This window comes from Streptomyces sp. NPDC001393 (assembly GCF_053597455.1).
In genome coordinates this window covers 1-12,565 of sequence record NZ_JBSFIH010000018.1, presented here as the reverse complement: position 1 = coordinate 12,565, position 12,565 = coordinate 1, and the positions used below count along the sequence as shown (strand labels likewise).

The 12,565-nt window shown below is 72.0% G+C and carries 12 protein-coding genes and 2 pseudogenes; 7 read left to right on the top strand and 7 right to left on the bottom strand.

All coding sequences use genetic code 11. The annotated features are described in order from the left end of the window. The first annotated feature begins 162 nt into the window (after nt 1-162). From ACWC2T_RS20580 to hemC, 3 genes are all read left to right on the top strand, one after another. On the top strand, nt 163-681 hold the full coding sequence (locus ACWC2T_RS20580) for a hypothetical protein (RefSeq protein ID WP_450671778.1): 519 nt from the start codon (nt 163-165) through the stop codon (nt 679-681). 94 nt (nt 682-775) lie between these two features. Further along, on the top strand, nt 776-976 hold the full coding sequence (locus ACWC2T_RS20575) for a hypothetical protein (protein WP_450671777.1): 201 nt from the start codon (nt 776-778) through the stop codon (nt 974-976). A 404-nt stretch (nt 977-1,380) separates the two neighbouring features. Further along, on the top strand, nt 1,381-2,316 hold the full coding sequence (gene hemC / locus ACWC2T_RS20570) for a hydroxymethylbilane synthase (RefSeq protein WP_450671776.1): 936 nt from the start codon (nt 1,381-1,383) through the stop codon (nt 2,314-2,316). A gap of 22 nt (nt 2,317-2,338) precedes the next feature. Here hemC and ACWC2T_RS20565 read toward each other — a convergent pair whose 3' ends face one another. The 4 genes and pseudogenes from ACWC2T_RS20565 to ACWC2T_RS20550 form a co-directional block, all read right to left on the bottom strand. Next, nucleotides 2,339-2,863, bottom strand: coding sequence for a hypothetical protein (locus ACWC2T_RS20565; RefSeq protein WP_450671775.1), 525 nt, complete (start codon nt 2,861-2,863; stop codon nt 2,339-2,341). 190 nt (nt 2,864-3,053) lie between these two features. Continuing rightward, nucleotides 3,054-3,914 carry an ABC transporter permease gene (locus tag ACWC2T_RS20560; RefSeq protein ID WP_450671774.1) on the bottom strand — a complete coding sequence of 287 codons (861 nt, stop codon included), beginning with the start codon at nt 3,912-3,914 and terminating at the stop codon, nt 3,054-3,056. After that, nucleotides 3,874-4,692 (bottom strand): annotated as a pseudogene (locus ACWC2T_RS20555) (ABC transporter ATP-binding protein); the annotation flags it as partial. The gene ACWC2T_RS20560 and the pseudogene ACWC2T_RS20555, both read right to left, overlap by 41 nt. A 290-nt stretch (nt 4,693-4,982) precedes the next feature. Further along, nucleotides 4,983-5,468 carry a MarR family winged helix-turn-helix transcriptional regulator gene (locus ACWC2T_RS20550; protein WP_450671773.1) on the bottom strand — a complete coding sequence of 162 codons (486 nt, stop codon included), beginning with the start codon at nt 5,466-5,468 and terminating at the stop codon, nt 4,983-4,985. Between the two features lie 249 nt (nt 5,469-5,717). Between ACWC2T_RS20550 and ACWC2T_RS20545 the strand changes: the two genes are divergently transcribed. Continuing rightward, nucleotides 5,718-6,509, top strand: coding sequence for an RNA polymerase sigma factor SigF (locus tag ACWC2T_RS20545; RefSeq protein ID WP_450671772.1), 792 nt, complete (start codon nt 5,718-5,720; stop codon nt 6,507-6,509). Nucleotides 6,510-6,586: 77 nt separating this feature from the next. On the opposite strand, the gene ACWC2T_RS20540 is transcribed toward ACWC2T_RS20545, so the two are convergent. Beyond that, complete coding sequence (locus tag ACWC2T_RS20540; protein ID WP_450671771.1) at nt 6,587-6,901, bottom strand: ANTAR domain-containing protein; 315 nt, start codon at nt 6,899-6,901, stop codon at nt 6,587-6,589. Between the two features lie 128 nt (nt 6,902-7,029). On the opposite strand from ACWC2T_RS20540, the gene ACWC2T_RS20535 reads away from it, so the two are divergent. Then, entirely contained in the window at nt 7,030-7,839 is an 810-nt protein-coding gene (locus tag ACWC2T_RS20535; RefSeq protein ID WP_450671770.1) for a VOC family protein, read from the top strand. A gap of 80 nt (nt 7,840-7,919) precedes the next feature. Here the strand turns inward: ACWC2T_RS20535 and glgX are convergent, their stop codons facing one another. Beyond that, nucleotides 7,920-10,064, bottom strand: coding sequence for a glycogen debranching protein GlgX (gene glgX / locus ACWC2T_RS20530; protein WP_450671769.1), 2,145 nt, complete (start codon nt 10,062-10,064; stop codon nt 7,920-7,922). A gap of 185 nt (nt 10,065-10,249) precedes the next feature. Beyond that, a pseudogene (locus ACWC2T_RS20525) lies at nt 10,250-10,741 on the bottom strand (pep a2); the annotation flags it as partial. Nucleotides 10,742-11,067: 326 nt separating this feature from the next. Between ACWC2T_RS20525 and ACWC2T_RS20520 the strand changes: the two are divergent. Together ACWC2T_RS20520 and ACWC2T_RS20515 are read left to right on the top strand one after the other, a co-directional pair. Continuing rightward, nucleotides 11,068-11,367, top strand: coding sequence for a DUF5133 domain-containing protein (locus tag ACWC2T_RS20520; RefSeq protein WP_228622012.1), 300 nt, complete (start codon nt 11,068-11,070; stop codon nt 11,365-11,367). A gap of 107 nt (nt 11,368-11,474) precedes the next feature. After that, nucleotides 11,475-12,565: maltotransferase domain-containing protein (locus ACWC2T_RS20515; RefSeq protein ID WP_450671768.1), on the top strand; the 1,091-nt coding region annotated here is incomplete at its 3' end.

Sequence of the window (12,565 nt, the reverse complement as noted above, 5' to 3'; positions counted from 1 at the left end):
CACGCACCCAGCCGCCATCCCACCCGGACCTACCCCGGAAGAATCCACGGCCGACCTGCCGGAGGGCTTCGGCTGAGGACACCCCGCCCGCACTCCCCCATGCCCCGGGGTACGCCGCCGTCCGGCATGGACGCCCGCGTGCCGAGCGCCCATCATGGCCGGATGGATCTTCATGTGGAGCTGCCCCCGGCGGTCGACGCGGGCGGGCTGCTTGCGCTCGCCGAGGGGCATCACGGCCGTACCGCACGGGCGTTGGGCGTCCGGGAAGCCGCCGGTCACCTCGTCAAGGTGTACGCCCTGCAGGCGCCGGGGCGTACGGTCGGTCCGCAGGACGTGGACGCGGCGCTGGACCTGGCCGCGGCGCATCTGGCCCGAGGGCGGGTGCGCGGCTCGCTGGGGCTCGCGATGCTGATCGTGCACGCGGGCGGCGACGGCGACTACGTCCTCGTGCACAGCTGGATCGAGGGCCACATGTCCGACCTGGCCGTGTTCACCGGCCCGGCCGGGCGGCCGGCCGAGCTGCGACCGGGCCGGGCGGGGCTCGCGCCCTGCGTCTGGGAGGCCGCGCTGCTGGCGCACGAGCGCGAGGCGTTCTCCCGGCACGTCCTGGACGGCAAGGGCCCGCTCACCGAGCGCCTGACCGCCTGGAGCGCAGACGCCCTGGAGGGCCAGGTCCGGTGACCCGCGCCCCCGGTGCGGTACGCCGACCGAGCCGATCTTCCCCGCGTGGCCGAACTGGGCCCAGCACGCCGCGTACGAGCGCGCCGACCAGCCGGTGCCGGATCTCGCCGCACGGCTGGCCGGCCTGCGGTTCGACACGCCCGACCCACGGCTGCGCTGTCTGGCCGCCGAAGCCCAGGACGGCGAGATCGTCGGCTACGCCACCTGCGCAGCCGAACAGTCCACCTGGGACGGCCGGAATACCTGCACATGGACTGCCTGTTCCTGGCCCCCGGCCACGGCGGCCTCGGCGTGACGGAGGTGCAGTGGCAGACGCCGCCTGGAACGAGGGGCGGTCCGGTTACGACCGGCTCGGCGCCCGTGCAAGCGGAAGCTGCGCTACAGCCGCTCCCCGTGGCGTACCGACTTCCCCGTCGACGTCAGGACCGCCACCTGCGACCGGCTCAACGTGCTGGGCGACACGCACGTCGACGCCGTCCGAGCGGGCGACGCCGAGGCCCTGCTGACCCCGGCCGAGCGGCGTGACCTGCTGCGGCACCGATGCCTGCTGCGCACCCCGGAGCGGGCGACGCGCTCGCCGCCCGTCCGGGCTGGGCGTCGGACCTGTTCCCGTACGACTGGCGGTGACCGGGGCGGGACGGCGGCGCAGCGCGAGCGGGCCCCGACCGGGCGCCGGTCCCGAGGGTCTATCGTGTCCCCATGTCCGTCCCGGAACTGATCCGTATCGTCTCCCGCGACTCCCCCATGGCCCTGGCCCAAGTCGAGCGAGTCCGCGCCGAGTTGGCCGTACTGCACCCCGGCGTGCGCACCGAGGTGGTGCCGGTGAAGACCACCGGCGACAAGTGGCTCGGCGATCTGTCCAAGGTGGAGGGCAAGGGGGCGTTCACCAAGGAGGTCGACGCGGCCCTGCTGGCCGGGGAGGCCGATCTCGCGGTGCACTGCGTCAAGGACGTGCCCGCCGACCGGCCACTGCCCGCCGGGACGGTGTTCGCCGCCTTCCTGAAGCGGGACGACATCCGGGACGCGCTGATCCACCCGGGCGGCCTCACCCTGGACGAGCTGCCGGCCGGCACCCGGATCGGCACCTCCTCGGTGCGCCGCGTGGCCCAGCTGGCCGCCACCCACCCGCATCTGGTGTGCGTGCCGTTCCGCGGCAACGCCAACCGCCGTCTGGAGAAACTGGCCGCCGGGGACGCGGACGCGCTGCTGCTGGCGGTGGCCGGTCTGGAACGGATCGGCCGGACGGATGTGATCAGCGAGGTGCTGTCCGCCGAGACGATGATGCCGCCGATCGGCGCGGGCATCCTCGCCCTGCAGTGCCGGGAGGACGACACCGATGTGATCGACGCCGTCAGCGGGCTCGGCGACCCGAACACGCATCGGGAGGCGACGGCCGAGCGGATGTTCCTGCATGTGCTGCAGGGCCACTGCAACAGCCCGATCGCCGGCTTCGCACACGTGGACCGCGGCGGGGAACTGTCCCTGCGGGCCTGTGTGTTCACTCCGGACGGCAAGACCCGGCTGAACGCCCACGAGTGGGCGGGCCGGCTCGACCCGGCCACGCTCGGCACCTCGGTCGCGGTGACGCTGCTGCGGCAGGGCGCGCGGGAGATCATCGACGGCATCCCGCACTGACCGTGCGGCGGCGCCGCCCGCGTCAGGCGGCGCCGGGCTCCGTCTGGTCCTTCAGGAAGGCGCTGACCTGGTGGGCCAGGCTGTGCTGCCCGGCGGTCGAGGGGGCGGCCGCCGTGGTCGCCTCCAGGACGCCGATGCCGCCGGTCCACAGCCGGCGGTCGGCCCACTCCTCCTCCACCCGCAGCTGCACCTGCACGTCCACGTGGGTGAGGGCGGCCTCGGGAGCGGCGGCGTAGAGCACGGCGGTGGCCCGGCGCAGCGGGTAGACGTCGAAGCCCTCGATGAACTGGGAATTGCGCCAGTCGATGAACGCGCCCTCGCCGTCGGGGCCGACCCGGACGTCGATCTGGCCGTCCTCCAGGTGGATGCAGTAGGGCTGGGCGCCGCGATTCTCGACCGTCACGCGGACGGTGAAGTACGTCAGCCCGGCGGCGGCGTCGTCACGCCCGCGCGGCGGCTCCGCGGCCTCCAGGCGGTGGACGCGGACCCGCAGACCGGCATGCTCGTCGTACTCGTGCCAGTCCCCGACCACGTTCGGCTCGTACACAGTGCCCCTCTCGACCTCCGAGAGCTGCTGTCTATCTGTGGGCTGAGCGCACTGTCAAATGAGCAGAATGCGCTGTGGCCAGGGGATTCGCCCGCTTTGATCGGTGATCAAGCGCTGCGCAGGAACGATGCGTTCGCGGCGCTTTCGGCGGGGGCACAGGTGCGTGCCGCACATCACGTCCACGGCAAGATCACCGGGCGAGCCGGCCGAGGAGTGAGGAGGCCGCGGTGATGCCGAGCGCGGCGGCCACCGCCAGGACGGCGAAGTCGGTGCCGAGGTGCGCGGGCGTGCCGAGCAGCAGGCCTCGCAGGGCGTCGACCTGATAGCTCAGCGGGTTGACCTTGCTGACGGCCTGGAGCCAGCCCGGCATCACCGACACGGGGTACAGGGCGTTCGAGCCGAAGAACAGCGGCATGGTGATCGCCTGCCCGAAGCCCATCAGCCGGTCACGGCTGAGCACGATGCCGGCGATGGTCATCGACAAGCACGAGAAGAACGCGGACGCGAGCACCACGGCGAGCGCGACACCGAGCAGCTTCAGCGGGTCCCAGGTGAGGGCGACGCCGAGCACGGCGGCGATGACGATCACGACGATCGCCTGGATCAGCGACTTCACCCCGGCGGCGAACGCCTTTCCGGTGATCAGTGCCGAGCGCGGGGTCGGGGTGACGAGGAGCTTGTTCAGGATGCCCGCGTCCCGCTCCCAGATGATCTGGATGCCGTAGAAGATCGCGATGAACATGGCCGACTGGGCGATGATGCCGGGCGCCATGAAGTCGATGTACGGCACGCCGCCGGTGGGTATCGCCCGGATCCGGGTGAAGGTCTGTCCGAAGATCAGCAGCCACAGGGCGGGCTGGACGGCGCGGGTGTACAGCTCGGTGCGGTCATGGCGGAGCTTCTGCAGCTCGACGGCGCACAGGGCGACGACCCGGGCGGGCAGCAGCCGCCAGCCGGCGCGCGGCACGGGCGGGCTGAGCAGCAGGGCGGTGTCGCTGCCGGGGGTGCGGTCAGCCGACTCGGCGCGCGGTGCGGCGGGTGCTGCGGACATCGCGGAAACCTCCTGCGGAGTGGTCGTCGAGGCCGCTGCCGGCGACGTCCCGGAAGACGTCCTCCAGCGTGGGCAGGGTGTCGGTGCGCTGGCGTTCGGCGAGGCCGCGGCGCAGCTCGGCCGGGGTGCCGAGGGCGCGGATGCGGCCGCGGTGCATCAGGCCGACCCGGTCGCAGTACTGGTCGGCCTCGTCCATGTAGTGGGTGGTGACGAGGACGGTCATGCCGGTGGCCGCGCGGACGGCGTTGATGTGCTCCCAGACGCCGGTGCGGGCGATCGGGTCGAGCCCGATGGTCGGCTCGTCGAGGATCAGCAGCCTGGGCGCGCTGACCAGCGCCTGGGCCAGCTCCAGTCGGCGGACCATGCCGCCGGAGTAGGTCCCGGCGAGCCGGTCGGCGGCCTCCGCGAGCCCGACGGCGGACAGCGCCTGGGCGACCCGTTCCGCCCGTTCGCGGCGGGGCACGTCGAAGACACGGGCGAACAGGGCGACGTTCTCCCGGCCGGTGAGCCCGCTGTCGGCGGACAGCTGCTGCGGGACGTAGCCGAGCAGCCGGCGCACCGCCATGCGCTCCTTGGCCGCGTCGCGCCCGAAGACGCCGACCATGCCGGCGGGGACGGGCAGGAGGGTGGTGATGCAGCGGATGGCCGTCGTCTTGCCGGCCCCGTTGGGCCCGAGCAACCCGAACACCTCACCCTCCCGGACGGCCAGGTCGAGCCCGTCAACGGCATGGGTGTCCCCGAAGGCGTAGACGAGCCGAGTACAGCTGACGGCGTCGGACCATCCGGCGGCCGTGGCGACTGTCCCGGCGGAGCCGTCGGCTGCGGCGGGCGCGCCGGAAGTTCCGGTGGGGGCGCCGGTGCCCTCGGCCTTGCCGGGTGCGGCGCCGGCTGCGGCCGAGGCACCGGGGCGGCCGGCGGCGTCCGTCGAGGCGTCGGAGCCGTCGGTGCTGCCGACCGGCTTGCCGGGGCTGCCCGTGGGGCCGTCAGCGGTGCCGACTTCGTCACCGGGCGTGTCGGTGCTGTCCCTGGTCATGGCTTGTGGACCTCCGTCATGATCGTCGGCTGCCGTCATGCTTCCTCGGCCTCCTCGTGCAGGCCGGCCGCCAGCTTGCGCAGCGCCGGCAGGGCCGCGCGCAGGGCCTCCCGGTCGGTGTCGTCGAGGCGGGACACGTGCCGGCCGACCAGTTCGGCCCGGCGCCGCTTCCAGTCGTCGAGCCGCTTCTCGGCGGCCGCGGTCAGCTGCAGCCGGGCCGCGCGCCGGTCGGTGGTGTCGGTCTCGCGGAGCAGGTATCCGCCCCGGACGAGCTGGTTGACCAGGGTCGACACCGAGTTGCCCGCCAGGTGCAGCGCCCTCGCCGCGTCCGAGATGCCGATGCCGGGCCGGGACTCGACCAGCCGGAGCAGCTCCACCTCGGCGCCGCGCAGCCGGGGCCCGCTCAGCCCGCCCCGCAGCCGCCGCCGGATCAGCCGCGGGATGCGCACCAGCGCGTCCGCCAGCTCCTCCGGGAAGGTCTCCGACACCGTTGCCACTCGCTGCGCCGTCTCGGGTTCCACGCCAGAAGGTTACCTCTGTTACAGAGGTAATTCCCGCCAAGGGAAATTCAAGACCGAATCGACCGAGCATCCCATTTGTACTTAATTGTTTTGTGATGTCCGGCAGGGGGAAAACGACACACAAGTGCTTCGGACCGGAGGCACGCCCGTGGGAGCCGGCTTCTCGCCGGAAGCCCCCTTGCCCATTCCCGGTCCGAGCGCGCCTCCCACGGTGTCTGTACACAGCACCTGCTGAGAGAGGTGCGCACCATGCGTGTCACCGGCAGCACGACCTCCCATCCCCATGACGACGCCCCCGACACGGCGGACTCGTTCGAGCGGCTCGCGAAGCTGTCCGACGGCCCCGAGCGGCGGGCGTTGCGTGATGAACTGGTCCAGCTGTGGCTGCCCATGGCCGAGCGGATCGCCGTGCGGTTCCGCGGCCGCGGGGAGACCCTGGAGGACCTGTACCAGGTGGCCGCCCTAGGCCTGGTGAAGGCCGTCGACCACTACGACCCCGGGCGTGGCCGCGCCTTCGAGGCGTACGCCGTGCCCACCATCACCGGTGAGATCAAGCGCCACTTCCGCGACCACATGTGGACCCTGCACGTGCCGCGCCGGGTGCAGGACCTGCGCAACCGGGTCCGCTCCGCCGTGAAGGAACTGGCCCAGAGCACCTCGGGGCACCCGCCCACCGTGGCGGAGATCGCCGCCCACACGCGCCTCACCGAGGACGAGGTGCGCACCGGCATGGAGGCGCTCGAGTGCTTCTCCGCGCTGTCCCTGGACGCCGAGGTGGCCGGCACCGACGGCTACGCCCTCGGGGACTCCCTGGGCGGACCCGATCCCGGATACGAGCTCGTGATCGACCGGACCGCCGTCAGGCCCTGTCTCGAGGCGCTGCCGGAACGCGAGCGCATCATCCTCTACCTGCGGTTCTTCCGCGGGATGACGCAGAGTCGGATCGCCCAGCAGCTGGGCATCTCGCAGATGCACGTCTCCCGGCTGCTCAGCAGCTGCTTCGACCGGCTGCGCGAGGAACTGCTCGCCGAGGCCCGCTGACGCCGGGGCCTGCTGGAGCCAGGGCCTGCTGAAGCCGGCGAGGCCGCAGCACAACCCGCGCACCCGCCCGTAGGGGCTCACTCCTCCGAGGTCCCGGGCACCTGAGTGGGGCCGTAGCGGTCCAGGGCATCCTCCAGCGCGGCGAGAACTTCGGGCGGGATGTCGCCGCGGCGGGCCCAGATGAGGATGAGCTCCGCGATGTTGCGCAGCTTGATGTTGGTGTGCTGGGAGACCTCCCGCAGCACCTCCCAGCCCTCGTCCGGGGTCACCCTGCCCAGGGCCACCACCATCCCGATCGCCTGGTCGACGACCGCGTGGGAGACGACGGCCTCCTTCATCTGTGCGACCTCGGCCTGCAGCTCGGAGATCCGGTCGGGCTCGTTCGCTCCCATGCCCCCATCGTGCTCGCCGGCCTGCACCGCTGCCAGCGGGGGTACTCGACAGGCGCCCGGCCCCCTTCCGGTTGGACACTGGTGCGAGAGCGGCGGCCGCCCGGCCCCGAGAGCAGGACGCGACGGACATGAACCCTAACGCCCCCGTCAGTGGTGGACCGCGGAGACGAGACATCGTCTCCACGCACTCCGTCTTCGGTGCCCCGTGCTGGGTGAGCCTGACCAGTCGTGACCTAGAGGCAACCCAGGACTTCTACTCGGCGGTCCTGGGGTGGCGCTGGCGGGGCGCGAAACTCGGTGAGCACTTCCGTATCGCGCTGGCGGAAGGGGTGCCGGTGGCCGGGATCGCCGCCGTCGCGGCCATGTGGCAGATGGCCGTGGCCTGGACGCCGTACTTCGCCGTGCCGGACGCCGATGTGGCGGTGTCCCGGGTCCGCGAGCGCGGTGGTACGGCGGCCGTCGGGCCGCTGTCCTTCCCGCCGGGCCGGGCCGCGCTGCTCGCCGACCGGGACGGGGCGACCTTCGGGATCTGGCAGGGGGAACTGGTCGGCAACTGGGAGGCCTGGCGGCGGGCGTCGCCGACGTTCATCCGGCTGCACACCCGGGACGCCTTCGACGCGGCGCTGTTCTACGGCGAGATCCTCGACTGGGCGTCCGGCAAGCCGGGCTGCTGCGAGGTGGAGTACGAGGGCGGCGAGGTGGTGCTGCGCAGCGAGGGCGACATCGTGGCGCGCATCGACTCGGGCGCGGTGGAGTCGGCGCCGGATCCCTCCGTACGGCCGCACTGGCAGATCCACTTCGCCGTCGCGGACGTCACGGGCTGCGCCCGGGCGGCGGAGAAGCACGGCGGCAGCGTGCTGAGCGAGAACGACGACGAGGCGATCCTCCGGGACGCCGACGGCGCCCAGTTCACGGTGACGTCACGCCGGGTGCGCTGAGCGAGGCCGCCCCTAGGCTCGGGCGGAAGCGCTGAGCGAGGCCGCCCCTAGGCTCGGGCGGGAGCGCCGCGGACGACCGCTCAGCTCGCCGCCCGGGACGGCCTCGACAGGAGAATCAGGCTGCGGGCCTCCACGCGAAGCCTCGTGCCGGCCTTGCGTTCGCGTTCGTCGGGGATGCCGTCCGGGTCGGCGGTGTCGATCAGGGTCGTCCAGCGCTCGCCGAAGGTGTCGTCGGGCAGACGGAAGTCGACCGGCTCCCAGTAGCCGTTGACGAGCAGCAGGAAGGAGTCGTCGACCATCCGGCGCCCATAGGCGTCGCGTTCGGCGATGGCGTCGCCGTTGAGGAACACCCCCACCGAGTACGCGTCGTCGCGCTGCCAGTCCCGGGCGGTCATCTCGCGGGCGTCGGGCCTGAGCCACATCAGGTCGGGCAGCGGTTGCCTGGCGTTGGTCGCGGTCTCGCCGCGGAAGAAGCGGCGCCGCCGCAGCACGGGGTGCGCGGCACGCAGGGCGATCAGATGCCGGGTGAAGTCCGCGAGGCTGCGCTGCTCGTCCGTCAACTCCCAGTCCATCCAGGAGATTTCGTTGTCCTGGCAGTACGCGTTGTTGTTGCCCCGCTGGGTGCGGCCGAGTTCGTCGCCGTGGCAGAGCATCGGGATACCCTGCGAGAGCAGCAGCGTGGCCAGCAGGTTGCGCTGCTGGCGGGCGCGCAGTTCGAGGACGGCCGAGTCCTTGGTGGAGCCCTCCACGCCGCAGTTCCAGGACCGGTTGTGGCTCTCGCCGTCCCTGTTGTCCTCGCCGTTGGCCTCGTTGTGCTTGTCGTTGTACGACACCAGATCGCGCAGGGTGAACCCGTCGTGCGCGGTGACGAAGTTGACGCTCGCGCGCGGCCGGCGCCTGCTGTGCTGGTACAGGTCGGAGGAGCCGGTCAGCCGGGAGGCGAACTCGCCGAGCGAGCCGGGCTCGGCACGCCAGAAGTCCCGTACGGCGTCCCGGTACTTGCCGTTCCACTCCGACCACAGCGGAGGGAAGTTGCCCACCTGGTAGCCGCCCTCCCCCACGTCCCAGGGCTCGGCGATGAGCTTGACGCGGCTGATCACCGGGTCCTGCTGGATCAGGTCGAAGAACGCCGAGAGCCGGTCCACCTCGTGGAACTGCCGGGCCAGGGTCGCCGCGAGGTCGAAACGGAAGCCGTCGACGTGCATCTCGGTGACCCAGTACCGCAGCGAGTCCATGATCAGCTGGAGCACGTAGGGGTGCCGCATCAGCAGGCTGTTGCCGGTGCCGGTGGTGTCGTAGTAGTGCGCCCAGTCGCCGTCCACCAGACGGTAGTAGGACGCGTTGTCGATGCCCCGGAAGGACAGCGTGGGGCCCAGCTCGTTGCCCTCGGCGGTGTGGTTGTAGACCACGTCGAGGATGACTTCGAGGCCGGCCGCGTGCAGCGCCTTGACCATGGCCTTGAACTCGTTGACCTGCTGGCCGAGGGTGCCGAAGGCGGCGTAGGCGTTGTGCGGGGCGAAGAAGCCGATGGTGTTGTAGCCCCAGTAGTTGGACAGGCCGCGGTCCTGGAGCACGCCGTCCTGCACGAACTGGTGCACCGGCATCAGCTCCACCGCGGTCACGCCGAGCGAGGTCAGGTGCTCGATGACGGCGGGGTGGGCGAGGCCGGCGTAGGTGCCGCGCAGCCGCTCGGGGACGGCGGGGTGGGTGCGGGTCAGGCCGCGTACGTGGGCCTCGTAGATCACCGAGTCCGCGTACGGCGTCCGCGGCGGGCGGTCGTCGCCCCAGTCGAAGTAGGGGTCGGTGACCACGCCCAGCATGGAGTGCCCGGCGCTGTCCGCCGGGGCGGGACCGTCCGGGGCGCGCTCGTACAGCGAGGCGTGGTTGTCGATCTGGCCGTCCACGGCGCGGGCGTACGGGTCGAGCAGCAGCTTCTTCGGGTTGCACCGGTGGCCGAGCGAGGGCTGCCAGGGGCCGTGGACCCGGTAGCCGTAGCGTTGGCCGGGTGCGATGCCGGGCAGATAGGCGTGCCAGACGAATCCGTCGACCTCCTGCAGCCGGACGGGGGTCTCGTTGCCGGCGGCGTCGACGAGGATCAGCTCGACCCGCTCGGCCACCTCGCTGAACAGCGCGAAGTTGGTGCCCTGTCCGTCGAACGAGGCACCCAACGGGTAGGGCTGCCCGCTCCACACGGGCAGCCCTTTCCTTCTCCTGCGGGCGGTCACCGGCTGCCCTCCAGGGCGTCGTCCGGCGCAGGTTCCGCAGCGGCCGGCACGGGACGCGCGCCGTCCGGAACGGCGACCCCGGCTCCCCGCACGGCGGCCGCCTCGTCCGCAACGGCGGCCCCGGAGCCCGGCGCGACAAGCGCGCCATCCCGCTCAGCGGCCAGGGCGCCCGGCGCGGCAAGCGTGTCGTCCATGGCCCCCGCCGGCGCGGCCAGCACCGCCACCGGCGTCTCGCGCGGCACCTGCAGCCCCTGTCGCAGCGTCGGCGCGGGGGCGGTCGGCACCAGCGGGACGCGCTCACCGGCGCGGGCACGCTGCGAGAACCAGATGATCTTGCTGCCGGTCTCCGAGGCGCAGCAGCCCCAGCCGTCGCTCATGGCGGCGATGTCCGCCAGGCAGGACCGCAGATCCTGGTCGGGGCGCAGGTCCGGATCGTCGTCACCGAAGGCGGTGATGAGGTGCTGGCCGTTCCACCACATCTCGATCGACGTGTGCTTGTCCTTGGCGTGCTCGTCGATCGCCCGCAGCAGCAGTTCCGCGCCGCGGCAGACGGGATCCGCGAGGTTCTCGAGATCCCAGTAGCGCAGGTGGGCGGCCAGGATGCGGCTGACCTGTCCCACCCGTTCCGGGCTGACTTCCACGTCGAGGTGGTAGTAGCAGGGCACTGCGGTCTTCATCGTCGCTTGCTCCTCACCGGCGAAGCTCTCGCTCCCCTCGCCCGTCCGGGACAGTTCCCGGATGCCCGTCCGGGAGGGATCCCGGACACACAGCGTGAGCGCTGATCGCTTCAGAGTCACCTCCACGGTGCGGGTACTACGCCATTCGTGCAACACGAGGCCCCGACACCCACCCTGGTTGAAGATCCAACAAGACGCTGCGTCGTCGCCCATGCACCATAAGTGAAAGCCTCGATCGCCGTAACGGTGCCGTGCCCTCCCGCGCGCGGACACCACCCGACCGTCGGGAACGCGCCCAGTCGAGAGCGTGGAAGGTGAAGAGGGCAATGCTGCTACCCGCCAAGGCCGAAGTGGCCCGGGCGTTGCGGCGTTACCGGGCGTGGGAGCGCGTGATGCTCGCCTCGCCCCACGACCGCACGGTCCGGGCCACCTTCGAGGACTCGGGCTACACGCTGTGCGTACTGATGGGCAAACGCTGCGCCCGCGAGGCCGCGGACGCAGCCGAACGCTATCTGCGCACCAATCTGGTCACCTACCTGCGCGAGCAGGACGGGCGGCCGCGGCCGCGCCGATCGGCCAGAAGAGCGCCGCCACCGGAGCGGCGTTCCACGGCGCCAAGCCCCTGACCTGGCACCGTACAAGGCGTTCCCCCCGGGGCCGGCGCAGGTCGGCTCCTCTCGGATCGCGAAGCCGGGCCGGGTGCCCGGCTTCGCGCACGGCGGAGGTGAGAAACATGCGCAGGACCCCGGCCATCGGCCGCGTACCGGTACGTGACGTCCGGCCGGCCGTGGAGTGCGGCAGGCGCCCGGCGAAAGCGGTGGCCGGGGAGACCTTCCAGGTCACGGCCACCGTGTTCCGCGAAGGGCACGATGCCGTGGGCGCCAATGTGGTCCTGCGCGATCCGAACGGCCGCCGTGGCCCGTGGACGCCGATGCGGGAGCTCTCCCCCGGCAGTGACCTGTGGGGTGCCGACGTCACACCGGACGCGACGGGCCGCTGGACCTTCCGGGTGGAGGCCTGGAGCCATCCGCTGGCGACCTGGCGGCACACCGCCTCGGTCAAGGTGCCGGCCGGGATCGACGTCGGACTGGTGCTGGAGGAGGGCGCCGAGCTGTACGAGCGGGCGGCCGCCGGAGTACCCAAGGGCGAGGAGCGAAACGTCGTCCTGGCCGCCGCGCAGGCCCTCGGAGACGACTCCCTGCCGGTGCACGACCGCCTCGGCGCGGCCCTGTCACCGGTGGTGGACGCCCTGCTGACCCGCTATCCGCTGCGGGAGTTGGTCACCGCCTCCGATCCCATGCCGCTGCTCGTGGAGCGCGAACGCGCCCTGTACGGCTCCTGGTACGAGTTCTTCCCGCGTTCCGAGGGCACCCCGCAACACCCGCACGGCACCTTCCGCACGGCCGCGCGCCGGCTGAAGCCGATCGCGGACATGGGCTTCGACGTCGTGTACCTGCCGCCCATCCACCCCATCGGTACGACCTTCCGCAAAGGGCCCAACAACACGCTCACCGCCGGGCCGCAGGATGTCGGTGTGCCGTGGGCGATCGGGTCTCCCGAGGGCGGGCACGACGCCGTCCACCCGGATCTCGGCAGCATCGAGGACTTCGACTTCTTCGTGGGCGAGGCGGCGAAACTGGGCCTTGAGGTGGCGCTGGACTTCGCGCTCCAGTGCTCACCGGACCATCCGTGGGTGCACAAGCATCCGGAGTGGTTCCATCACCGGCCGGACGGCACGATCGCGTACGCGGAGAACCCGCCGAAGAAGTACCAGGACATCTATCCGATCGCCTTCGACGCGGACATGGACGGGCTGGTCGCCGA

Coding starts and splice junctions, on each gene's coding strand:
- ACWC2T_RS20540 (WP_450671771.1), bottom strand. CDS start 6,901: ATGGGAGCGAACGAGCCCGACCGGATCTCCGAGCTGCAGGCCGAGGTC.
- hemC (WP_450671776.1), top strand. CDS start 1,381: ATGTCCGTCCCGGAACTGATCCGTATCGTCTCCCGCGACTCCCCCATG.
- ACWC2T_RS20535 (WP_450671770.1), top strand. CDS start 7,030: ATGAACCCTAACGCCCCCGTCAGTGGTGGACCGCGGAGACGAGACATC.
- ACWC2T_RS20560 (WP_450671774.1), bottom strand. CDS start 3,914: ATGTCCGCAGCACCCGCCGCACCGCGCGCCGAGTCGGCTGACCGCACC.
- ACWC2T_RS20520 (WP_228622012.1), top strand. CDS start 11,068: ATGCTGCTACCCGCCAAGGCCGAAGTGGCCCGGGCGTTGCGGCGTTAC.
- ACWC2T_RS20580 (WP_450671778.1), top strand. CDS start 163: ATGGATCTTCATGTGGAGCTGCCCCCGGCGGTCGACGCGGGCGGGCTG.
- ACWC2T_RS20545 (WP_450671772.1), top strand. CDS start 5,718: ATGCGTGTCACCGGCAGCACGACCTCCCATCCCCATGACGACGCCCCC.